Source organism: Vibrio sp. RW (assembly GCF_027587105.1).
In the GTDB taxonomy this organism is placed as follows: Bacteria; Pseudomonadota; Gammaproteobacteria; order Enterobacterales; family Vibrionaceae; genus Vibrio; species Vibrio toranzoniae.
The window spans coordinates 192,302-217,552 of sequence record NZ_JAPPTM010000005.1 but is presented as its reverse complement, the minus strand read 5'-3'; the positions used below and the strand labels follow the sequence as shown (position 1 = coordinate 217,552).

At 43.6% G+C, this 25,251-nt stretch carries 17 protein-coding genes; 7 read left to right on the top strand and 10 right to left on the bottom strand.

Translation table 11 applies throughout. The features are described 5' to 3' along the window. Positions 1-146: 146 nt before the first annotated feature. From OCT63_RS06755 to OCT63_RS06740, 4 genes are all read left to right on the top strand, one after another. Positions 147-1,835 carry an NAD-dependent malic enzyme gene (locus OCT63_RS06755; protein ID WP_269983415.1) on the top strand — a complete coding sequence of 563 codons (1,689 nt, stop codon included), beginning with the start codon at positions 147-149 and terminating at the stop codon, positions 1,833-1,835. Positions 1,836-1,984: 149 nt separating this feature from the next. Next, the gene (locus tag OCT63_RS06750; RefSeq protein ID WP_269983414.1) at positions 1,985-2,737 is read left to right on the top strand and encodes a SanA/YdcF family protein; all 753 of its coding nucleotides are present in this window, start codon (positions 1,985-1,987) and stop codon (positions 2,735-2,737) included. A gap of 245 nt (positions 2,738-2,982) precedes the next feature. After that, complete coding sequence (locus tag OCT63_RS06745; protein WP_060467519.1) at positions 2,983-4,353, top strand: SLC13 family permease; 1,371 nt, start codon at positions 2,983-2,985, stop codon at positions 4,351-4,353. A 327-nt stretch (positions 4,354-4,680) separates the two neighbouring features. After that, positions 4,681-5,505 (top strand): DUF2797 domain-containing protein, encoded by an 825-nt coding sequence (locus tag OCT63_RS06740; protein WP_017082764.1) that lies wholly within the window; start codon positions 4,681-4,683, stop codon positions 5,503-5,505. Positions 5,506-5,708: 203 nt separating this feature from the next. Here OCT63_RS06740 and OCT63_RS06735 read toward each other — a convergent pair whose 3' ends face one another. From OCT63_RS06735 to OCT63_RS06725, 3 genes are all read right to left on the bottom strand, one after another. Further along, positions 5,709-6,944: a cysteine desulfurase-like protein gene (locus tag OCT63_RS06735; RefSeq protein ID WP_161685827.1), complete on the bottom strand. Its 1,236-nt coding sequence runs from the start codon at positions 6,942-6,944 to the stop codon at positions 5,709-5,711. Next, a complete protein-coding gene (locus tag OCT63_RS06730) occupies positions 6,928-7,587 on the bottom strand; it encodes a 2OG-Fe dioxygenase family protein (RefSeq protein ID WP_202603124.1) in 660 nt (219 codons plus the stop codon). Before OCT63_RS06730 ends, OCT63_RS06735 begins: the two co-directional genes overlap by 17 nt. A gap of 615 nt (positions 7,588-8,202) precedes the next feature. After that, positions 8,203-9,870: a GGDEF domain-containing protein gene (locus OCT63_RS06725; RefSeq protein WP_161685829.1), complete on the bottom strand. Its 1,668-nt coding sequence runs from the start codon at positions 9,868-9,870 to the stop codon at positions 8,203-8,205. Between the two features lie 528 nt (positions 9,871-10,398). On the opposite strand from OCT63_RS06725, the gene trxB reads away from it, so the two are divergent. The 3 genes from trxB to cydC all read left to right on the top strand — a co-directional run bounded on the left by trxB (position 10,399) and on the right by cydC (position 15,019). Beyond that, positions 10,399-11,358, top strand: coding sequence for a thioredoxin-disulfide reductase (trxB, locus tag OCT63_RS06720; RefSeq protein WP_136996986.1), 960 nt, complete (start codon positions 10,399-10,401; stop codon positions 11,356-11,358). Between the two features lie 162 nt (positions 11,359-11,520). Next, positions 11,521-13,305 carry a heme ABC transporter permease/ATP-binding protein CydD gene (gene cydD / locus OCT63_RS06715; protein ID WP_269983413.1) on the top strand — a complete coding sequence of 595 codons (1,785 nt, stop codon included), beginning with the start codon at positions 11,521-11,523 and terminating at the stop codon, positions 13,303-13,305. Further along, on the top strand, positions 13,298-15,019 hold the full coding sequence (cydC, locus tag OCT63_RS06710; RefSeq protein ID WP_269983412.1) for a heme ABC transporter ATP-binding protein/permease CydC: 1,722 nt from the start codon (positions 13,298-13,300) through the stop codon (positions 15,017-15,019). Before cydD ends, cydC begins: the two co-directional genes overlap by 8 nt. A gap of 331 nt (positions 15,020-15,350) precedes the next feature. Here cydC and OCT63_RS06705 read toward each other — a convergent pair whose 3' ends face one another. The 7 genes from OCT63_RS06705 to OCT63_RS06675 all read right to left on the bottom strand — a co-directional run bounded on the left by OCT63_RS06705 (position 15,351) and on the right by OCT63_RS06675 (position 25,078). Next, positions 15,351-17,234 (bottom strand): methyl-accepting chemotaxis protein, encoded by a 1,884-nt coding sequence (locus tag OCT63_RS06705; RefSeq protein WP_060467509.1) that lies wholly within the window; start codon positions 17,232-17,234, stop codon positions 15,351-15,353. Positions 17,235-17,551: 317 nt separating this feature from the next. Further along, positions 17,552-19,123 carry a BCCT family transporter gene (locus tag OCT63_RS06700; RefSeq protein ID WP_017055160.1) on the bottom strand — a complete coding sequence of 524 codons (1,572 nt, stop codon included), beginning with the start codon at positions 19,121-19,123 and terminating at the stop codon, positions 17,552-17,554. A 258-nt stretch (positions 19,124-19,381) separates the two neighbouring features. Then, complete coding sequence (locus OCT63_RS06695) at positions 19,382-20,980, bottom strand: BCCT family transporter (protein ID WP_161685837.1); 1,599 nt, start codon at positions 20,978-20,980, stop codon at positions 19,382-19,384. Positions 20,981-21,127: 147 nt separating this feature from the next. Next, a complete protein-coding gene (locus OCT63_RS06690; RefSeq protein ID WP_269983411.1) occupies positions 21,128-21,787 on the bottom strand; it encodes a response regulator transcription factor in 660 nt (219 codons plus the stop codon). Further along, positions 21,780-23,135, bottom strand: coding sequence for a cache domain-containing protein (locus tag OCT63_RS06685; RefSeq protein WP_060467505.1), 1,356 nt, complete (start codon positions 23,133-23,135; stop codon positions 21,780-21,782). Before OCT63_RS06685 ends, OCT63_RS06690 begins: the two co-directional genes overlap by 8 nt. A gap of 104 nt (positions 23,136-23,239) precedes the next feature. Next, positions 23,240-24,523 (bottom strand): TRAP transporter large permease, encoded by a 1,284-nt coding sequence (locus tag OCT63_RS06680; protein WP_077680284.1) that lies wholly within the window; start codon positions 24,521-24,523, stop codon positions 23,240-23,242. A 9-nt stretch (positions 24,524-24,532) separates the two neighbouring features. Beyond that, entirely contained in the window at positions 24,533-25,078 is a 546-nt protein-coding gene (locus OCT63_RS06675; RefSeq protein WP_237668491.1) for a TRAP transporter small permease subunit, read from the bottom strand. Positions 25,079-25,251 lie beyond the last annotated feature (173 nt).

Below are 25,251 nucleotides of genomic sequence, written 5' to 3'. Positions count from 1 at the left end.
ACGAATTATGGTGTTAGAATTCGAGAAGTGTGGGGCATAAGTAAGAATATCATTTTGTTTGCTAAGATCTCGGAGAAACTATTTACAATTGAATAACTAAACCGTTATCATTTTTCAGTTACCCTTTCTCCCATATTAGGCATCCAATGAACAACGATAAACGCCCTCTATATATACCTTATGCTGGTCCTGCTCTACTAAGTACTCCTCTTCTAAACAAAGGCAGTGCATTCACAGCTCAAGAACGTAGTTCTTTCAACCTTGAAGGCTTGTTACCGGAAACAACCGAAACAATTCAAGAACAAGTTGAACGTGCTTACAAGCAATATTGCAACTTCGAAAGCGATATGGATAAGCATATCTATCTGCGTAATATCCAAGATACAAATGAAACGCTCTTTTATCGTTTAGTTCAAAACCACATCTCTGAAATGATGCCTATCATTTACACGCCAACGGTTGGCGCAGCATGTGAAAACTTTTCAAATATTTACCGTCGGGGCCGTGGTCTGTTTATCTCATATCCGAACCGCGATCGCATCGATGACCTACTGAATAATGCAACCAACCACAACGTAAAAGTCATCGTGGTAACAGATGGTGAGCGTATTCTTGGTTTGGGAGACCAAGGGATCGGTGGTATGGGTATTCCAATTGGTAAACTCGCACTTTATACAGCTTGTGGCGGCATCAGCCCAGCTTATATGCTACCAATTGTACTTGATGTTGGTACTAACAACCCTCAACGTCTTGCAGACCCTATGTACATGGGTTGGCGTCACCCTCGTATCACAGGGGCTGACTACAATGCATTCGTTGAAGAGTTCATCCAAGCCGTTCAACGCCGTTGGCCTGATGCATTAGTACAATTCGAAGATTTCGCTCAAAAGAATGCAATGCCATTGCTTGAGCGCTATAAAGATCGCATCTGTTGTTTCAACGATGACATCCAAGGTACAGCAGCGGTCACTGTGGGTTCTCTACTTGCAGCATGTAAAGCGGCAAACAGCAAACTTTCAGAGCAGCGTATTACCTTCTTAGGGGCTGGATCTGCGGGGTGTGGTATCGCTGAAGCGATCATCGCGCAAATGGTATCTGAAGGTATCAGTGATGCTCAAGCTCGTTCTCAAGTGTACATGGTCGATCGTTGGGGTCTGCTACAAGAAGGCATGCAAAACCTACTTGATTTCCAACAACGCTTAGTTCAAACCAATGCGAATACTAAAGATTGGGAAAGTGATAGCTCAGGTTTCTCACTACTGGATGTCGTTCGTCACGCAAAACCAACCGTTCTTGTTGGCGTATCTGGTGCGCCGGGTCTATTCAGTAAAGAAGTCATCCAAGAGATGAATCTACACTGTGAACGCCCTATTGTGTTCCCACTCTCGAACCCAACTAGCCGTGTTGAAGCAACGCCAAACGACATCATTCGTTGGACTGATGGAAAAGCATTGGTTGCAACGGGTAGCCCATTTGAGCCTGTAACTCATAACGGCACAACTTACCCAATTGCTCAGTGTAACAATAGCTACATCTTCCCAGGGATCGGCCTTGGGGTACTTGCTGTGAATGCTTCACGCATCACTGACGAAATGCTAATGGAATCGAGTCGTGCTCTTGCAACGTGCTCGCCACTCGCGCTCAATGGTTCAGGTGCTCTACTTCCACCATTGGAAGAGATCCATACCGTATCTAAGAAGATTGCTCTTGCTGTTGGTAAAAAAGCGATTGAACAAGGTGTAGCTCTAGAGATCACCGGCGAAGCACTACAGCAAGCCATTGACCAGCACTTCTGGCAGCCAGTTTACCGTCGCTACAAGCGCACTGCATTCTGATAAAAATTGTTACGCTTCTAATCAAAGCCTCTGTAATCACAGGGGCTTTTTCTTTACACAGTCTTGTCTTTTTAACTGATTTTTCTCATTTTTATTTGGTATTATCGAACACCAAAAATTTAATGTTCAACCAAAGGGCCATACCGAGAGTGAAATTCGATTCTCACGTTTACCGTACCTACTTACTAAAAGCTTACCAAAAACTACAAGGGTTTATGTTCGGCGCCTTCCTCGTATTCTTAGTAAGCTGCGCTGCAATTATTGCTATCGATTATTGGGTTTCGTGGCAAGCAGAAGATCGCATCATCTACGATATCGATGAAGTACCTGAGCGCGAAGTTGCGGTTGTCCTCGGCACCAGCAAATATTTAGGTCGAACGCTCAACGATTATTATAAATACCGAATTGAAGCCGCTATCGAGTTGTTCAATCGTGAAAAGGTGAATCAATTTTTACTGAGTGGCGATAACGCTCACCGTTCTTACAATGAACCTTGGACGATGAAACGAGACTTATTGAAAGCCGGTGTTCCTGATGAACGAATCAATCTAGATTACGCTGGATTTAGGACATTAGACTCAATTGTTCGTGCCAAAAAAATATTCGACACAGATAACTTCCTGATCATCACTCAAAAGTTTCACTGTGAAAGAGCGCTATTTATCGCTAATTCTTATGATATACACGCAAAGTGTTTAGCGGTTTCTGGACCAACTCATCACTCGGGAATGACCATACGCTTACGTGAAGTGTTTGCCCGCACCAAAGCGTTTCTTGACTTATACATTATTGGGACCACACCTAAATTTCTTGGCCCGAAAGAGCCAATTCAACTAAACCCAAAACAAGAATCATCACCTATCCCTCCGTCTATTGCAGGACCAGCAGAGACTGATGTGTAGAAAACTACACATTTTTAATTTGTTACCTCACACTTCACCACTGTTACACAAAAACACACCAACACTCCTTTATTAACTTAAGTAACATTATCCCAACAAAGCCCACCCCTACATCAAGTCAATGCATTAGCACTGTATAGCTTGAAACAAGATAATTCGAAAACTATATACCTCGAAAAAATAAGAAGCATCGCTCTTTGGGTCAGGTGCACCAATAAAACGAGGATAAACAAAAGGAGCGCCTTATGACGGCACTTGTTACTACACTGAAACACTGGCTGTTTACACGCAACAGCATGATCTTAATTGGTAATTTCTCGCTATTTGCACTATTGCTCAACACCTTGCCTTTCGAAGCTCAAGTGAATACAGGCCTAAGTATTCTCGTATTTGTCGCTATTTTATGGTTAACCGAAGCTATCCACGTCAGCATCACAGCTTTGCTCATTCCACTCTTGGCTATCTTGTTTGGTGTTTTTAACACATCCGCTGCATTGTCTAACTTTTCCAACCCGATCATCTTTCTGTTTATGGGTGGGTTTGCTCTTGCGGCGGCACTCAATAAACAAGAACTAGATAAAGCGATTGCTGACAAGGTACTTCTAATAGCAAAGGGGAAAATGTCAGTCGCCGTCTTCATGTTATTTGGCGTGAGTGCTGGGTTATCGATGTGGATCTCAAACACAGCCACCACTGCAATGATGCTCCCCCTTGTTCTTGGCATCATGAATAAAGTTGACCAAAGTGAAGACCGCAATACGTATGTGTTCGTGCTTCTGGGTATCGCCTACTGCGCATCCATTGGTGGTATTGCAACTTTAGTCGGCAGTCCTCCAAATGCAATCGCAGCAGCGGAAGTTGGCTTGAGTTTTACTGAGTGGATGGAACTGGGTTTGCCGATCTCAATGATCTTGCTCCCAATCGCGATGGTCATCCTATATGTGATGACTAAACCTAAGCTAAACCACAAGTTTGAGTTAGACCACGCTCCTGTAGAGTGGACAAATAGTAAGAAAATCACTCTATCTATCTTCCTCTTAACAGTTACGCTTTGGATATTTGGAAAACCAATCAACGCAATGATTGGCGGGTTCTCTAAATTTGATAGCTTAGTTGCAATTGGTGCGATTGTACTGCTTGGTGCTTCTAGAGTTGTTGATTGGAAAGATGTCGAGAAATCAACGGATTGGGGTGTACTTATTCTGTTCGGCGGTGGTATCTGCTTAAGTAATGTTCTTAAAGAGACTGGTACCAGTGTCTTCTTAGCACACTCACTCAGTGGCTTCTTGGAAACGGCTGGCGTGCTTCTCACAATTCTTGCTGTAGTTGCTTTTGTTGTATTCCTGACTGAATTTGCGAGTAACACCGCAAGTGCCGCACTGCTTGTCCCTTTATTTGCGACTATTGCTGAAGCTCTTGGTATGTCACCCGTTATTTTATCAGCGTTGATCGCCGTTGCTGCGTCTTGTGCCTTTATGTTACCAGTTGCAACACCGCCTAACGCAATCGTGTTTGCCTCTGGTCATATCAAACAAAAAGAGATGATGCGAATCGGCATGGTGTTAAACCTAGTTTGTATCTTAGTACTTACGTTGTTCGCTTGGATTTTCTGGTAAACATTCAATGCTTAAAGAGTAGACCTGATAGGTCAATACTTATAGGAATGCTCTAAAAAATTGGTTGCAGTTCCCCCGGCTCAACCAGTACAAAAATGCCCGCTCAGTGTGAAGCTGTCACTTACTTGAAACTATCACTGAGCGGGCATCCAAAAAAACAATAAGATGGAATCTTCTATCAGTTACCCTCCATGATAATCAAATAATCTTACGTATAAAAACGGACTCTATTTGTTATACTCACCGCATAATCATCGTTAGCCGTGGCACCTGCTTACAGAGCGTCCGAGTCGACGAAATAATAATCAAAATATTACGAGTAATGTCATGTCTTTATTAGCAAAAGGAACACTCAAGAAAATGAGTGCTTCGCTCGATGGTGCGGTTACCTACCGTTTACCTGTCGGTGAAGAGTTTGTAGAGCTAAACCCTCTGATTGGTAAAACCATCAACCTCACTCACACGGGTAATATTTTTTGCTGCTCGTGTGGCAAGAAAACCAAGAAAAGCTACTCTCAAGGCCACTGCTTTGTGTGCATGAGAAAGCTAGCAAGCTGCGACATGTGCATCATGAAGCCAGAAACTTGCCATTACGATGAAGGCACTTGTCGTGAACCTGAATGGGGCGAAGCCAACTGCATGGTTGACCACTTCGTTTACCTATCGAACACATCAAGCCTTAAAGTGGGTATCACTCGTCATACTCAAATCCCGACTCGCTGGATCGACCAAGGTGCCACTCAAGGCCTGCCAATCTTGAAAGTGAAAACACGTCAGATTTCTGGCCTGATTGAAGTTGAATTAGCAAAACACATTGCCGACAAAACCAACTGGCGCACGCTGTTAAAAGGCGATGGTGACGATATGGAATTGGTAGAGAAAGCCAAAGAACTGTTGCCACTGGTTGAGGATAAAATCCAAGAGATCAGAGCGAAATTTGGTGACGATGCTATCGAAATTCTGAGTGAGAACATCACTTCACTCAGCTACCCTGTAGAGCAACACCCAGTGAAGATTGTGTCGCACAACTTTGATAAGAACCCAGAGGTGACAGGTGTACTTCAAGGCATTAAAGGCCAATACCTAATCCTAGATACGGGCGTGATTAACATCCGTAAATTTGGCTCTTACGAAGTGGAAGTATCAGCTTAATCACTTGCTAACACGAGACGAAGTCTTTCTTAACTTTAGCTCTCAGTAAATTAAATGCTGAACCACTCACAACCAGACCAGTACATGCAAAGCCGATGTGGCTATTGTGAATCAATAAGCTCAATGAAATAAAAAGAGCATACTCCCTACTCAATACTATTGAGGCAAGTATGCTCTTTTCTAATTCGGTAATGGCCAAGGTATTAGTTACTTCGCAAGATCCCTTCAAGCACATTGAACAGCAAGTCGATCTCTTCAATCGAGTTGTAATGCATACAACCAATACGTACCACACCCTGCTCTTCGATACCCAACTGCTTCACCAAACCTAGCGCATAGAAGTGTCCGTTCCACACACAGATATTATGCTCACCCAGCTTCTTAGCGATAAACTCTGGAGAGTGGCTATCAAAAGTAATTGCGAACGTTGGGGTTCTTAGGTTCGAATCAAACTCTGTCTTACCATAGAGTTTTGCCCCTTCCAGATCGGAAAAACGCTTTAGGAAGTACTCACTAAGCTTGCTTTCATGCTTATTATACAGCGCATAGCTTTGCTCTAAACGAGATCGCAGCGCATCCGCAGGATCTCCGAACTGCGCCAAGTAATCCACCGCCGCAATCACACCCGCAAGACCTTCAAAACTTTGTGTCCCGGTCTCAAATCGACCTGGGCCGATATTAGTTGCAGGCTCTACCTTGTAAGGCTTTAAAGTATGTAGCCATTGAGGTGAAATATAAGCAATGCCAACATGCGGGCCGAAGAATTTATAAGCTGAACATGCCAAGAAATCACAATTCAGCTGCTGAACATCGATCAAATGATGTGGAGCGTAATGCACGGCATCAACATAAACCTGCGCACCATGCTGATGTGCAAGCTCGATAACTTTGGCCATATCAACAATTGAGCCAGTGGTGTTCGAAGCAAACGTCACCGCGACAAGCTTGGTCTTCTCATTCAGCAGAGACTCAAAGTGTGCCATGTCTAGGCTGCAATCCGACTCATCGACACGAACTTGGCGAACAATCGCGCCTTTATCGTCTGCCGCTTGCTGCCAGCTCGATACATTCGAGTAATGGTCTAACGCCGTGACGATAACTTCATCGCCCTCTTGCCAATCGCGGCTGATCGCTCGACTAAGTTGGAAGGTCAAAGATGTCATGTTCGCGCCGAACACAACATTGCCTGAAGATTCAGCGTTGAGCAGTGCTTGCGCCGCTTCTCTCGCTTGCTGCATTAAGCCTGTCGTCTTTTGGCTCGAAAAATAGTGACCGCCTAGGTTTGAATTAAAGTACCCGAGATATTCCGTCATTGATGCTAAGACATTTTCAGGAACCTGAGAGCCCCCCGGCCCATCAAAAAAGGTCACAGGCTTACCGTTATGGTATTGGCCTAACGCGCTAAACTGCTGGCGCACATCGTTAAGAGTGAAGGACATTGCGCGCATCCTTTGCCGTAAGAACAAACACATCCATATAGCCCATCTCGCCGTGGTCTATGGTACGAATTGGTTGTGCATTATGCCAAAGCTTACTGTCAGCCAGCATTGCCACTTCACCATCGCCTAATACTTTTCTAAAGAATGGCGCTTCATGTGAGTCTTGATATAACATGATTTCACCGCCCACAATGTTATGTCGGTTCACACCGATTAAGGCGATATGATCAAAACCATCTTGGTGAACACCTTCCGGAGCGACCTGAGTTTCTTCAAAGATAGCGGCAATACGGATCTGATGAATTTCAATTTCTTGACCGTCTTCAAGCCCATTCGTCTCAATAAACAGTTCACACATCTCTTGCATGCCTTCACTGCTTATAATTTTCGCTTCAATCGGCTCAAACTGGCGAACAATATCACCTTGAAAATGGTTAATATCTTCAGACTGAACAAAGTTATGTTTGTTTAGCTCAACGACCTGTCCGTTACGGAATTGAACCACAGAGTACCTTCTCAATCGAAACTGACCATCTGCATGCTCCGTACTTGGAAGCTTAGAGAATGAAGGTGACAGCTCCTCAACCGCGTGGTTACTGAGATGGGTAATATGTAGGGTATTTTCGTGAGCATGTAACATCATCGACTCCTTAATGATTGTTAATCCACATTCGGCATTTAACGTTTTATTTACATAAAGGATACTTGAAGATCTTGCCAAATCAACAATAAACAATCATTTATCCCGTCAAATTTAATAATTAAGATACTACAACCAAAATAAGACTAAAAGGCAGTGTATAACACCAGAATAAAAGATGACCAACTCTTAAAACTAGCACACTCCACTAGCTAGTTAAAAATACCTTAAATTTTTCATATGGCGATATTATTAACTAGACTAATGAATTTCACACTCTATTAGCCCTTTCTCTTCAATATGCCAGCCTCCTTACATAAGCTCAGTCCTCACTATCGCCATTATTCATTTCTATATTTTTGCACAGCAAAATACGACCTACCTATCAGATGCCAAGCTACTGATGACTTAGCCTACAAAATAAACAAGTTAATTTACGAGTAAACCAGAAACCAACGCCTTTTCTTAAGCATCTGGAACAGGTCGAGCTCGGGAGGGAGGAAGCAAGTTCGAAAGGTTGGCTGATAAAAGATCTAATTTTTTGATATTTATGAAAAAGTTAAAGGTAAAATAAGTTAACTAGACTTAAAACGATTCATTTAAAAATCGTACAATGAGCTAAATCTCAATTTCACTGGACCGATTTTTGAAAACGTTCTTCGAGCGCTTCTGCTGGTACATTCGCTGATCAGCTAAGCTCAAACACTCAGAAAAATTGGCACATTCGAAACTAAATGCGCTTCCAAAGCTGAGGCCAGATTGAGGCCAATCAGCACTGCGAATTTGGTCTTCGACCTGAGCCACCCTATGCTCGATCTGAGAATAAAGGGCCTCACCTTGTTTATCTTTATCAACTCTCAATAACCAGATAAATTCATCACCACCAGCTCGATAAACCATTCCAAGGTCTGTAAATTGTTCTCGCATCATGCGGCTGGTGTATTCTAAAAAGCGATCCCCTTCATCATGACCATAAGTATCATTAATCGATTTAAGGCCATCACAGTCGATAAAGACGATGCAATAGGAGTTATGTGCCAATTGTTTACTGGCATCATTAAAATCCAGTCGGTTTCCAAGTCCAGTCAAACTATCCACCCTAGACTGGATATACGTTTTCTGATGTTGACGCTGTTGAATCCGCAACCATTCAGTCAGTGACAATAAAATACAGATACAATCGATTGCTAATGCGACAACAACGATCACTTCTGTCGACCTCTGAGTCGGCAATGGCGTAACATGCGCAAAAATGTAATATATCAAAGCCGCGCCATAAAAAAGGCCACCGATCAAATAATACTTAGCGACAAAGTTTCGTTGATAAGCCATTACTATACCAGTCACTATCATCGTCGGTACCCAGATTGCTGCAATCAAATGAGACATAACAAAAGTCAGCGGGAACGGGGCAAAGACATTAATAAACCCAATAATGACACACAGCCAACTAAAGGTATGAAAGATACGATTAATACGAATAAAATGTTGCGGAAATCCAAACAATAATCTTGTGTAATAGCTAGAAAAAGCAACCGCAAACGGAAACAATACCATCCCAAAATAAACGGGGTTCAAACTTTGGCTTGGTAGTAAGTACCCCCAAGCGCCAGAAGCGGCAAACCAGCCCAAACCATGCAGCCCGACATAGCCTGCACAAGCCAGTGTAACCGGCTGCTTAGTTTGAAAATAACAAAATAGAGCGAGAACTCCCAATGTCAGCATAACCGTGATAGAAGCTAAAGTGAGCGTATTATTGCGAAAAACACGAATATGAAATGCATGCTCAGGTTGAAGAGTTAAGTTAATTGCCGTTGGGAATTTTTTTGCTTCCAAGTAAAGCCAAAGTATTCCAGATTCTCCTGAATTCAATATTAGTGGGAAGCTTTGCCTGTGCAGATGCGGAATGCTCTTATCACTTAATTGGCCAAAATCGAGTATTCGTCTAACCTGACCATTTTTTGATTGCCAGTAACCCCAACCTTGGTCCAAATAGTTGACACGGAGCGTAACAATTTGGTGTAACGACTTAATTCCGGGGTTGGCTAAATCAAGCCTCAGCCCAAACGCCCCTTCACCACCAAATATCGTTTCAACCCTTGGAGATGATTCGATATGTTCTCTTAATATGGGAAAATCGACCGGATCAGATAATAGAGGCACTTCATACCATTTTACGGCCTCACCAGCTAACACAGATTGCTCCCCATTGACTTGCAACGGAGAAGCAAAGGCTAAATTTAGGCACACACTAAACACACTGATAAAAAGGAGGAGAATCTGCATATAGTTCAAATGATTCCGCATGATATATAAATATCAATAATAACACATACAAAAAAATAACAATCGAGAAACGCTCAATAATTCAAGTGTTAACCAACATTACATCGATTCATTATCATATCGTTCATACCAAAAGGGACGCCTTGTGATCGCTTATCTGCGACCTAATTTTGATGAACTCATGCAGTGTCCCTCAAGACAAATTTTTTAAGATAAAAACATAATATTCAGCTCTTCTTGTTTTTCTACCCATCAGGACATATACAACAAGAAATATCTGTTCTAGAAACATTATTCTCACGAAAGCTCTTAAAATGAGCAATCAAGTTTTGCTATTTGCAAGAGTACTTCCTTAACTTATTACTTTTGGTCTAACACAGGAATACAAGACCGCCATTTATTTCGGTTATGTTCTAACCTATAACGATTAATTACACTTCTGCCCTTGTTTAACCTTTTATTGCCTCCATATTTTCCATACAATCCTAAGCGATTATAAATAAAAACAATTTCAATTTCGGAGTCCTCATGAGCGACGTAAAGCACTGTAATTTATTGATTCTTGGTTCTGGCCCTGCTGGCTATACAGCTGCAGTTTACGCTGCTCGTGCAAACCTAAACCCAGTACTGGTTACCGGTATGCAGCAAGGTGGTCAGCTTACAACCACAACAGAAGTGGAAAACTGGCCGGGTGATGCGGAAGGTTTAACGGGTCCAGCACTAATGGATCGCATGAAAGAGCACGCAGAGCGCTTTGAAACAGAGATCCTGTTCGACCACATTAACGAAGTCGACCTATCAAACCGCCCTTTCCGCCTTAAAGGTGATTCTGGCGAGTACACATGTGATGCTTTAATCATCTCAACAGGCGCATCAGCTAAGTACCTAGGTTTAGATTCTGAAGAAGCATTCAAAGGCCGCGGCGTTTCTGCTTGTGCAACGTGTGATGGTTTCTTCTACCGCAACCAGAAAGTGGCGGTTGTAGGTGGTGGTAACACCGCTGTTGAAGAAGCACTTTACCTATCTAACATCGCGTCTGAAGTTCACCTAGTTCACCGTCGTGACACGTTCCGCGCTGAAAAGATTCTTGTGAAGCGTTTAATGGACAAAGTAGAGAGCGGTAACATTGTTCTTCACACTGACCGCACGCTAGAAGAAGTTCTGGGCGACGATATGGGCGTTACTGGCGTTCGCATTAAAGATACTCAGTCTGACAAGACAGAAGACATCGAAGTAATGGGCGCGTTCATCGCTATCGGTCACCAGCCGAACACTGAAATCTTCAAAGGCCAAGTCGACATGAAAGATGACTACATCATCGTTCAGTCTGGCCTTGAAGGTAACGCAACGCAAACCAGCATCCCTGGCGTATTCGCTGCAGGTGACGTAATGGACCATAACTATCGCCAAGCAATCACTTCTGCCGGTACGGGTTGTATGGCTGCACTGGATGCTGAACGCTTCCTAGACGGCCTGAACGATAAATAAAATCTGAGATTACAGATTTAAATATCGAAGCTCTAGCCTCAGTGGATGCAGGGCGTCATCACAATTTGTTATAAATCCCTAGAGCCCAGTGGTATATCCACTGGGCTTTCTTTTGTATACTACTGGCCCTCAACGAATAATAATTATCATTAAGCCTTCATAATGGATAAGAAAAAACAACGCAGCTTGAATAAGTGGCTAAAGCAACAAAGTAAGTTAGCAAAACGCTGGCTTATGATTGCGATTAGCCTTGGCGTACTTTCAAGCGTGTTTTTAATTGCTCAAGCAGCGCTTCTCGCCTCTATTCTCCACCAGCTAATCATCGAGAATGTCGATAAATCAGAACTGGTTGGTCATTTCGCTGGCTTAGCACTATCGGTCGTTGGCCGTGCCGGCTGTACATGGGGCCGTGAAATCGCAGGTTATCGCTGTGGTGAACAGATCCGTGTCTATATCAGGCAGCTCATTCTCGATAAGTTACGCGAACTTGGCCCTGCCTACATCAAGGGTAAGCCAGCAGGTACGTGGGCAACACTGTTGCTAGAGCAAGTTGAAGACATGCAAGACTTCTTCTCTCGCTACTTACCTCAGATGTCTTTGTCGGTGATGATTCCGTTTATCATTCTTGTAGTCGTGTTCCCAATAAACTGGGCGGCAGGTTTGATCTTCTTGATTACCGCACCACTGGTACCGATGTTTATGGCGCTTGTCGGCATGAAAGCCGCAGATGCAAACCGTAAAAACTTCAAAGCACTTCAGCGTCTTTCAGGCCACTTTTACGACCGTTTGCAATCAATGACAACCATTCGTCTGTTTGATCGTACAAGCGCAGAAACAGAAGTATTGAAAGGTGCTTCTGAAGTGTTCCGAACGCGTACTATGGATGTATTGAAGATCGCTTTCTTGTCTTCTGCGGTTCTTGAGTTCTTCACATCTATCTCAATTGCGATGACGGCGGTTTACTTCGGTTTCACTTACATCGGTGAACTGAACTTTGGTCATTACGGCGTAGGCATTACTCTATTCGCGGGTCTGTTTATCCTTATCTTGGCACCAGAGTTTTACCAACCTCTGCGTGATTTAGGTACGTTCTACCACGCGAAGCAACAAGCGGTTGGCGCAGCCGAAAGTATTGTCGAGTTTCTAGAAACAGACATCACTAAGGTTAAATCAGGTGACACTCAACTAAACCCAACCCAAGGTATCAATATTGAAGCTCAAGACCTTAAAGTGTTGAGCCCTGAAGGTTTTCAACTGGTTGGCCCTATCTCGTTTGCGCTTAATACTCGCCAGTCGACTGCATTGGTTGGCCCAAGCGGTGCGGGTAAAACAAGTTTGATCAACGCCATCCTTGGTTTCATGCCTTATGAAGGAAGCTTGAAAATCAATGGCATTGAATTGCGTGACCTAGACTTAGCCTCTTGGCGTAAGACGATTAGCTGGGTTGGCCAAAACCCGTTGCTACTGCATGGTACAATTCGTGACAACGTCACTCTAGGTGAGCACGATATTACTGATCAAGTTGTCGAGAATGCACTCGAGCAATCTTTTGCTAACGAATTCGTAAACGAACACGGCTTAGATTACCTGATCTCTGACCGTTCGGGCGGCCTGTCTGTTGGTCAATCTCAGCGTTTGGCTTTAGCTCGTGCGATGATTCAAGACGGTCAGTTCTGGTTGTTAGATGAACCGACTGCCAGCTTAGATACCCGTAGCGAACAGTTGGTAATGAAAGGCATCAATAGCAATATTGAAAACCGCACAGCCCTACTTGTGACTCACCAACTTGCTCCCCTTAAGTCAGTCGATAATATTCTGGTTATGCGCGATGGTGGGCTGGTTGAACAAGGTCATTACTCTCAGCTTTCAACGGCGGGTGGTTTATTCGAAGAGATGCTTAACGCGAACTTAGCTCAACAAGACAATAAGGGTAATTTAGATGCGTGATTTACTGCCTTACCTGAAACTCTATAAAAAGCATTGGTTTGGCCTATCACTAGGCATGCTATTGGCTTTTGCTACTCTGTCGGCCTCTATCGGCTTGTTAACGCTATCGGGTTGGTTCATTTCAGCTTCTGCGGTTGCTGGCCTTACGATTGCGCGTGAAACCTTCAACTACATGCTGCCGGGTGGCGGTGTACGTGGTTTAGCCATGGGCCGAACTGCGGGGCGTTGGGGCGAACGTGTTGTGAGCCACAATGCGACATTCAAGCTACTGACAGATCTGCGTATCTTCTTCTTCAAGAAACTGGCACCGCTGATCCCGGGTCGTATTTCAAACCTTCGTGACGCTGACCTACTTAACCGTTTGGTTGCTGATGTCGACGCAATGGACCACGTGTATCTGCGTTTAGTAAGTCCAGTGACGGTTGGTGTGTTAGGAATTTTCTTCCTCACTCTATTCCTGATGTGGTTCGATACTTCGCTTGGTTTAATTTTAGGTTCAATCCTTCTCATCATGCTTCTGGTTTGGCCGGTCTTGTTCTACAAGCTGGGGAAACGTAACGGCGGTGAACTGACACAAAACAAAGCGGATCTGCGTGTTACGACACTAGATTGGGTTGAAGGCTGCAGCGAGCTAACTCTGTTTGGTGCTGAAGAGCGTTACCGTAATGCGATTTTAGAAACGCAGCAGAAGCTGATGGCGAATCAGTTTGTGAACGCCAACTTAACCGGTATGGCGTCAGCTGCACTAATGCTATTCAACGGTTTGACGCTTGTTCTTATGCTTTGGCTTGCCGCTGATGGCGTGGGCGGTAATGCACCAGACCCGTTCATCGCACTAATGGCATTCGCAACCATGGCAAGCTTTGAACTGCTGATGCCAATCGCAGGTGCATTCCAGCATTTAGGTCAAACTCTGTCTTCAGCACGTCGCTTGAACGAAGTGATTCTGTCAGAGCCAGAAGTTCAGTTCGCTGAAGAGAAACTCGACATCAGCAAACCGCTTGATATTACGTTCTCAAACGTAACGTTCAACTATCCTGACTCTGAGCGCAATGTTCTGAACGCTGTCGACCTAACGATCCCGGCAACGAATAAAGTTGCGATTGTGGGTCAAACGGGCTCTGGTAAATCGACTCTGATTCAGCTGCTAACGCGCTACTGGGATCCGAAAAAGGGTTATATCTCAATTGCGGGCATTGAACTGACACAGTGGAATGAATCACAACTTCGTGAATCAATCAGCGTGGTCAGCCAACGAGTAGACATCTTGAATGGTACTCTGCGTGACAACTTGTTGATTGCAAGGCCAGAAGCAACCGATGAGCACTTAGCGAACATTCTTAAAGATGTTGGTCTAGAAAAGTTGCTAGAGAATAACGCGCTTGATAGCTGGTTAGGTGATGGTGGTCGTCAACTGTCTGGTGGTGAGAAGCGCCGTATTGGTATCGCACGTGCGATTCTTCATGATGCTCCTATCCTGCTTCTTGATGAGCCAACAGAAGGCTTAGACAAGCAAACAGAGCAAAGTATTATGACAATGTTCGAAAAGCACTTTGAAGGCAAAACGGTTATATTCATCACTCACCGCTTGATTGGTCTGGAATCCATGGATTCGATCGTTCTGATTGAACAAGGCGAGATTGTAGAAAATGGCTCTCACGAGAAGCTGTTAAACGAAGAAGGACGTTACTTCCAACTACGTCAGGCTATCTAGTTAGTCTTCTTTCGTTGCTATAAAGAAAACGATTCCAAGCCCGAGTTTATACTCGGGCTTTTTTATCCATTCGCTCGAACTATCAGTCCCTCTATACACACCAAGCCGGTAACGCACATTGGAGACTAATGGTAGTGCTAAGGCCAAATCGACGCTCACAGAACTGCAAGTTGATAACGCGCTATTTATGAGCGCTGAGTTACTCTGATTGGTATAACTCTCTCCTACATAAATGCAAAAAAGCCGAATATGATAATCACATTCGGCTTTCAATTTCATTGTAGCGAATTAACGACTAAACGTTACTTTCATCTACTTTTTAGCTATTCACTTAAAGCTTGAAGCGGCTGATTTCGCTTTCTAGTTCATGAGACAGCTCAGAAAGCTGAGCAGCTTGTTCGGCGGCTTGGTGCGCTTCGTCTGCTAGCTCATTAGATACGTCACGAATTCCTTCGGTATTGCGAGTAATTTCAGATGTTACTGAAGCTTGCTCTTCTGCAGCTGAAGCAATCTGTGTCGCCATATCACTGATACGTTCAACGGCTGCATGAATTTGCGTTAGGCTCGCAGCTGCTGAGTTCGCGTCATCGACACTGGTTTCAGCAAGAGTACGACTATCATTCATGATGTTAACCGCTTTGCCTGTTGTGCCTTGCAGCAGTTCAATAGTCTGTTGAATCTCTTGCGTTGAACCATGTGTACGTTGACTCAACACTCGAACTTCATCCGCTACAACTGCGAAGCCTCTCCCCTGCTCACCTGCACGTGCAGCTTCAATAGCAGCATTAAGTGCAAGTAAGTTAGTTTGCTCAGCGATGCCTTGAATGTTAGACAAGATAGTGTTGATGCTATTACCGTGCTCTTCTAGTTCTAGAATCACGTTAGTTGCGATTTGAACTTCTTGAGCAAGGTTTTGGATTGAACTTTGAGTCTGTGTCACTTGACCAGTACCGTGCTCACACGCGCCAACGGCTTCAGATGAGTTCTGGGCAGTGTGGTCGGCGTTACCCGCGATCTCTTGTGTTGCAGCAGCCATTTCGTTAACAGCTGTTGCGACCATATTGATTTCGTCTTGTTGCATTTGGATACGAGAGCTACGCTCTTCAGCTTGAGAAGCCGTTTGACGTGCTTGGTTACCCAATGCAGCAGACACTTCGCTTAGCTTAACAACCATAGTGTGCATGTTGCCCACAAAGCGGTTAAAGTTTTCAGCAAGCTTACCAATCTCATCATCACTCTTAGGCTCAAGTCGTTGAGTAAGGTCACCTTCACCTGATGCAATTTCTTCTAACGCAGCAGAAACACGATTTAAGTCGCGGAAGAGGAAACTCACTAACCAAGAAACCAGTACGATCACAATTAATGTGATCACAACAGCCGTTGTGATCAACTGAGTAAGTAGTGTTGAGTGGTTCGCTTCTTCTGTTGCTTTGTCCATCTGAACCGCAAAGATCCAGTTAGTGTTAGGCACCTTCGTGAAATAAAGAAGCTTCTCAGCACCGCGCTGTGTAAAGCTCTCTATGCTGCCAGTGCGCACAGCATTCTCAATGATAGACATCGAGATATCGCTTGAAAGTTGGCTCACAGGCTTCAAGCTTAACGCTGAATCTGGGTGTGCTAGGAACGTGCCGTCAGAGGCATCAATTAGCATTGCGTATGCGTTGTCACCCACATCCAGGCTGATTACGTCGTTAACCAATTGGTCGATCAGTACGTCTGCGCCGACTACACCAACAAGCTTGCCGTTGTGACGAACAGGCTCTGCAATCGTTACTAAAAGCGCTTTCGTGATCGCATCTTGGTAAGCAGTAGTAATAATTTGTTTGCCAGCCGCGTTTGCTTCTTGGTACCAAGGGCGTTGACGAGGGTCGTAATCTGCACGGTTACGATCAGGATGTGAACGGTACATTCCGCCTTCTGGAGTACCTAAAAAAATATCGTCAAAGCCACCCGCGATACGAGCTTGCTTAAGGAAAGGGACAACATCACTTTCTTGTGAAAACTCATTAAATGCCGAAGCGATATCCTTACGAATAGTTATCCAGTTTTTAATACCTTCAGATGCTGCTTCTGATACGCTTTCTGCTCGTAGATATACGCCATTATGAGTCTGTTCAAATAATTGATTTGCTGATAGCCAAGTCAATGCTGTTGCCATAACGACAACAGCAGATAGGCTAGCGCCTATAAGCTTCTGTTTAAGTGTTATTTTCATTATAAGTTTTCACGAGTGGTGGGAAATCCTGCGCATATTACCCAATATCAGTATTAAATTCGAGCGATTTCACAATTTAATATCGTTATATAATTTAGATAAACCATAAACTTAAATTATGTCAATTCCTTGGCATTTTGCCAAAATAAAGGCGGCACTTTAAGCATGGTTATTTAGCAAGTGGGGGGGGGGGAAGGAGATTTGTTATTAGGTGGTAAACAGCCACAAAAAAAGCAGGAAAGTTCCCTTTCCTGCTTTTCGTATTATCTAATGTTCAACGATGATACAAAAACCATATATCACTGTGAATCTTAGAGTTAGCGCTTTTCAGTACGCATACCCATTAGCAAACTCACACACATCAGCAATAGAATGATAGTGAACGGTAATGCAGTTGATATTGCACCCGCTTGCAGAGCTTGTACTGCTTCAGTACCACCAACCCACAGCAAAGCTACCGCGATAGCCCCTTCGAGGAAAGCCCAGAAGATACGTTGAGGAACTGGAGTATCAACCTTACCACCAGAGGTGATGCTATCGATAACTAAAGAGCCAGAATCGGATGATGTGATGAAGAACACAAGAACTAATACAATCGCAATGATTGATAGCAGCGTACCAAACGGCAGAGCATCAAACATTTGGAACATTGCTAGTGATACATCTGTCAGACCATCTTGGCCAAGTATGCCAATATTATTTACGATTTGATCAATCGCCATCCCGCCAAACACTGACATCCAAATGATAGTCACAGTGGTAGGAACAATCAGTACAGCTGTAATGAATTCACGAACAGTACGACCTTTAGAAACACGTGCGATAAACATACCTACGAATGGAGACCATGAAATCCACCAAGCCCAGTAGAATACAGTCCAACCGTGCAGCCACGCTTCATCTTCACGGCCGTGAGGGTTACTCAACGGAATAATGTTTTCGATGTAAGCCATCAATGTAGTTGGTATTGAAGCAAAAGTAACGGCATAACCAATCAGCGCAACCAGAACTAGTAGCATAAAAGCAACTAACATGTTGATATTACTAATTACTTTAACACCGCCATCAATACCACGGACTACAGAAACCACGGCAAGTAAAGTTACGACCGTAATAACAATAACTTGTAGCCCTAGACCAGCTTCAACTCCAAATACATGTTGAATACCACTTGCCGCTTGTTGAGCACCTAAGCCTAGCGATGTAGCCAAACCAAAGAGTGTCGCCAGAACCGCAAGAATATCAACAATGTGACCAGCCCAACCCCAAGCTCTATCACCTAAAATTGGGTAAAAGATAGAACGAATAGAAAGAGGCAACCCTTTGTTATAAGAGAAAAAAGCAAGTGAAAGTGCCACTACCCCATAGATCGCCCAAGGATGTAGACCCCAGTGATACATGGTTGCACCAAGTGCCAATCGAGCAGCTTCAGGTGTGTTAGCTTCAACACCAAGCGGCGTTTCATACCAACCAGTGAAGTACGCAGCAGGCTCTGCCACACTCCAAAACATTAAGCCGATACCCATACCTGCAGCGAACAGCATGGAGAGCCAAGACATAAATGAATAGTCAGCGGTTGCATCAACACCGCCAAGGCGGATTTTACCAAACGGAGAAACTATCAAGCCCAAGCAGAAAATAACAAAAATATTGCCCGACCAAATGAACAACCAATCAAATGAATTGATGATTTGGCCTTTTACACCATCTAGAGCGGCTTTTGCTGATGCAGTATCTGTCAGTAAAATAGCAATCAGAAAAAGAGCAATAAGTCCTGCACTAATACCAAACACAGGGTTGTGAACATCAAACCCCCATTTTTGGACGTTATCTTGACCGACAGTGTAATCCGTACTGTCAATACTGTATTTATCTATACCTTTAGTCATTATCCCTCTCTACAGAATATTACTAATATCCTTTAATTTACCTGTGACTTAATCATAAACTCGAACATACGATCCAAGTAGAACAAGCATGTTGTCACAACAATTCAAATACTTGGATGTTGGAAGTTTAGCAGGTTAACTTATTGTTTTCAGTAAATCAGAATCAGTTCGATTAATTTTCAAACAAAATTCGCGTAATTACTCAAATTTATGAAGAAACAAAGGCCGAATACATCGACCTTGTACTCAAAAATACTTTTAGCTCAAAGCACTTTGTTGTTGAACCAATTGATTTTCTGTTCGTAAACCAAGCGTTAAACTTAGACACATGAACAACAATATGAACGCAAATGGTAATGCCATTGATACTGTTCCAGCCTGCAATGCTTGAATTGATTCAGTACCGCCAACCCACAGTAAAACAGCCGCAATAGCACCGCCCATCAACGCCCAAAATACACGCTGTGGAACTGGAGCATCAACTTTCCCCCCTGAGGTAATACTATCAATCACTAGCGAACCTGAGTCTGAAGAAGTAATGAAGAACACCATAATCAAGCCGATTGATACAACAGATAGCGCAGAGCTCATAGGAAGTGCGTCATAAGTGTGGAATAGAGAAAGCGTAATATCTTGTAGGCCATTCACCCCGATCTCACCAACTTTATTTGCCACTTGATCAATAGCGATACCACCAAAGATCGCCATCCAAATAATGATTACCGATGTTGGAATAAATAACACAGCGACCATGAACTCACGAATTGTACGACCTTTAGAGATACGAGCGATAAACATGCCTACAAATGGTGACCAAGATATCCACCATGCCCAATAGAATACTGTCCAAGCTTGCATCCAAGTTTCATCATCACGACCATGTGGATTACTTAGAGGAATAAAGTTTTCTACGTAACCCATTAGTGCCGTTGGTATCGATTTGATGCCCGCCATACCACCTGCAATGGTTACGAAGACCAACACAGCTAAAGCAACCAACATATTGACGTTACTTAGAAGCTTGACACCACCGTTGATACCACGGATAACCGATATCGTCGCCAAAAAGGTAACCACAGCAATAACAATCAACTGCATGCCAATACCACCATTAGTACCAAACACATGGTTAATACCACTGGTAGCTTGCTGTGCCCCTAAGCCTAGCGATGTTGCTAAACCAAATAATGTCGCTAATACCGCAACGATATCCACAATGTGACCAAACCACCCCCAAGTTCTATCCCCTAAGACAGGGTAGAAAACAGAGCGAATTGACAACGGTAATCCTTTATTGAATGTGAAAAAGGCAAGCGCTAACGCGACAATGGCGTAAATAGACCAGCCGTGTAAGCCCCAATTATAGATCGTTGCACCTAATGCAAGTTTTGCCGCTTCAGGAGAATAGGCTTCAACATTCAGTGGGGTTTCATACCAACCCGTGAAATAAGCAACAGGTTCTGCAACACCCCAGAACAATAAACCAATCCCCATACCCGCAGCGAATAACATCGACATCCAAGAAAGGCTAGAGTGCTCTGCTTTGGCATCATTGCCACCTAGGCGGATGTTGCCATAAGGGGATACAATGAGGGCAAAACAGAAAATTAAGAAGATATTTGCAGCCCACATGAACAAACCATCGAAGTTACCGATGACCTGCCATTTAATTCCATCAAGTGCGGCTTTAGCGGTTTCTGGATCTGCCACCAGAAGAGCAATCAGGAAAATGATGATCGATCCTGCACTGATTCCAAATACAGGGTTATGAACATCAAAACCCCATTTCTGAATGTTATCTTGTCCAACTGTATAATCGGTATTTTCAATACTATACCTATCTTTTACAGGCTTCATGTTTCCTCTCTAATTTGTAGCGCACAGTTTGCAACATTGCATTCGGCGCTTACATTTTGAAAAAATAATATCAACCTGTCACAAAAATACTAAAAAAACCTCTAAAAAGTTGGCCTAAATGGCAAAGTTAGTAATTAAATTACACTTTTAATGTGAATTAGCGTAAGATAACTCTACAAGACCAGAATTAACAGCATACTTAGCCAACTCCGCAGTTGAGTGAATATCCAGCTTATGCTTAATATTTTGCCTATGGGTTTCGACTGTCCTATAACTGATATTCAGTGTCTTCGCGACTTCTTTACTACTCTCCCCTTTCGCTACCAATTTCAACACCGCTTCTTCACGTCTGCTCAATGGATTCTTTACCGATTGTGGTGGGGTAATCGGCTGAGTAAATAGGTTTTGCGTCACTTTTTCGCAAAAATAAGTCGACCCTTGATTCACCGTTTTGATCGCTTGAACCATCTTTTCTGCGGAAATCTCTTTCAACATATATCCAACCGCTCCTGACTGCATCACTTTCATGATGTATTCACGGTTGTTATGCATGGTCAACATCAGTACTTTCGCTTCAGAGTCCTCTTCTTTGATCTGGTTAGTCGCGTCAATACCATTCATGATGGGCATACTGATGTCCATTAACACAACGTCAGGACGAAGAGTTTTAACTATTTCTACCGCTTCTAAACCATTGCTAGCAGTACCTATCACGCTAATCTCTGACTCAAGCTCCAACCTCGCCATAAAGCCATCCAATACCACTTGGTGATCGTCAACGATCACAACTCGAATAACTTCACTCATTCACTAATCCCTCTAGTGTCAACAACACTGTAATTTCCGTTCCGAAGCCAATCTCGCTCATCAATTCAAAATCACCACCAATGAACTCCACTCGCTCTCTCATATTGCGTAGCCCAATCCCTCGTTTTTCCATCGCTTTATAAGTATTAAAACCCACACCGTTATCTTGAATCAGCAATTGCAATACATTGCCGATTTGTTGTGCAATAACCGTTACCTTGGTAGCTTTTGCGTGCTTCTCTATATTATTCAATGACTCTTGTACAACTCGATACAAGGTCGTTGCGACCTCCGATTTCAATTTTCCAGGATTGGTTTTAAATAAAGTATCAACTTCAATACCAGAGTGAGCCTGAAAATCTAAGAGTAATGACGATAAAGCCGCTTCCAAGCCAATATCATCCAGAGAGCTAGGGCGAAGCTGGTGAGAAATATGCCTGACCTCCTCAATAGCTCTCATTAATGAGTGCTGAGACTTATTCAAATGGGACTTCAGATCTTCACTTTGTAACTTATAACCTAACAACTCCAAATGACAACGACTTGAGACTAGTAGCTGGTTAATACCATCATGTAGTTCACGAGCTAAGTGTTTCTTTTCGTCTTCTTGAAACATTACCGTTTTATGGGCAAGTTCCTTTAAATTGTTATCGGCAATACGGTGTTCATGCATGTTAATGGCTAATGTAAGCACAATGATCACCGCCACTGTCACACTAATAATTACAACGATAGAAAAGAACGTGGTTTCAATATTTTTGTTGATCGCATCCTGCATTGAAGCCACTTCCTGATGCACGTCTTCAATATACAAGCCCGTGCCAATCATCCACCCCCATCGTTCTAACCAAGCAGCATAACTCAACTTCGGAACGACCTCTCTCGTTGATGGTTTTTGCCACAAATACTGGTGAAACCCGCCACCTGTTTGAGCCTCTTTTAGCAGGGCCTCTATAAGAAAGTCGCCATCTTCATCTTGCAGTTGAAGTAAGTTTTTCCCTATCAATTCAGGCTGTATTGGATGGACTAAATTGGTTCCATGACGATCGTATGCGAAAAAATACCCATCGGACCCATATCTAAGTTTAGATAATATACTCCGAACCTCAGTCTTGGCGTGTGCTTCTTGGATCTCTGGGTCGTTGTAGATGTGCTCGATGGCATCAAATGCGAGATCGACCGTATCTTTGAGGGCGTTTTCACGAGATTTAATTAAGCTGTCTCTGAAGATCTCGACCTCTTTCGCACCCAACGTTTTGGTTTGGTGTAACGAGATCCAACTTATGCTCGCCGTTACCAGCAGCAACGGGAGTAACGTCAACAAAATCAGCTTAGCTTTAAGAGGCATTCCTTTCCCTCACAAAAAACGGCTTACTGAATACCAATAAGCCGTTTTACTTTACCAATTTATAGATAGCCGTTGAAACATATCATTCACATTCTAGGCTTCACTCACATTCCATAGAAAGATGGGAAAGCGAGAAGTGATCCAAGTACGATGATTTGAATTAGAATGAACGGCATCACACCTCGGTAGATATCCTTGGTAGTGATTCCTTTCGGTGAAACTCCCTTCAAATAGAACAAACTGAAGCCAAATGGCGGCGTTAGGAATGAAGTTTGTAGGTTCATTGCGATAAGGATAGCGAACCAAGTCATGTTGATGCCCATCAATTCAGCCACTGGCGCTATGATCGGGACGATGATGAAACAGATCTCTACAAAGTCGATGAAGAAACCCAAAATCAAAATAACCAACATGGTGATGATTAAGAAGCCCCACTTTTCACCTGGTAGTTGCAGCATCCACTCTTCGACCAGATAGTCGCCACCGGTATAAGTAAACGCCATCGAAAATGCAGTGGCACCAAGCAAGATTGCAAAGACCATTGCGGTAACCTTCACAGTCTCTTTAGACGCAGCAAATACCATCGACCAACTAAACTGACCGTATAACAGTGCGAGAACCAATGCACCGGCACCACCTAACGCTGCCGATTCAGTTGGCGTTGCCACACCTGCAAAGATAGATCCCAATACCACGATGATGAGCGCTAGAGGTGGGAGAATCGCTTTAAGCGCATTAAACACTTCTTGCTTGCGGCTGATCGAGTCATCGCGCTCGATTGGCTGAGCCGACTCGGGGTTTAGCTTCGCGTATATCAATATGTACACGATATAAGCACCGACTAACATTACGCCCGGCCAAATCGCCGCTTGGAACAAATCGCCAACTGGCACACCCAGTACATCACCCAATAGAATGAGAACTATCGATGGTGGAATGATTTGCCCAAGCGTGCCAGAAGCACAAATGGTGCCGCAGGCTAAGCCTTTGTCGTAGTTGTACTTGAGCATAACTGGTAAAGAGATAAGCCCCATGGCAACCACCGAGGCCCCTACTACGCCCGTTGAAGCGGCAAGTAACGACCCCACGAGTACGGTCGAGATAGCAATACCACCTCGAACACCACCAAACAGTCGACCCATTGACTCAAGTAACTGCTCAGCAAGCTTGGTCTTTTGTAGAACAAGCCCCATAAAAACGAACAAGGGAACGGCCATCAGCACCGTATTTTCCATGATCGATTGAATTCGATATGGCATGAAGGCAAACATTTCAATGCCTTCAGCCCAAACACCAAAGATTAACGCGATACCACCAAAGGTAAATGCTACTGGGAAGCCAAGTAAAAGTGCAAACAAGGCGACAAAAAACATTACTATTCCAATCATGTTCAGCCTCTACTTGTTCTTTGCATGAATATTATTTGCATGGATAAGGTGCGGATTAAAAATCTTGTTCAATGAATGCAGGATCAAACCGACGCCACTGAGTGCCATTAAGAAGAATGACAGCGGGATCATAGCTTTAATGATCCAGCGATACGGCAGACCGCCGGGATCGCCTGAGGTCTCACCTAATTCATAACTCTCTTTGGCAACATCAATACCAAACCAAGCAACCAATAAACAGAAAGGCATCAAAAAGATAAATGTGCCAAGTAAATCAATAATTGCCTGGGCTTTAAAACTCAATTGTTCATAGAACACATCCACTCGCACATGACCACCCGCTTTGATGGCATAAGGAACACCTAATAAGAAAACGGCTGAGAATAGGTGCCATTCCATTTCTTGAAACGCGATTGAGACATCATTGAAGACATATCTCATAACAACGTCATACACGACGTTGGCGATAAGTAAAATAAACAACATACTGGAAAGCCATCCCAGTGCATCACCGATACGATTAAATAGGCGTTCAATATAAATTAGACTTCGCATTCCCGACTCCATGGAATTTGAAAAGACATCGCTCAGCGGGCTAACAAGCTGTTCGATGTAGAAAGGATTCTTGGGCGTATTACAGGATTTATCCCGCTTAATTATTATGGTTTAAATGAACCCGCCGCTTAGTCACTCTTAGTTACCTAACAAGAAAAACTTTGGGTTCATTT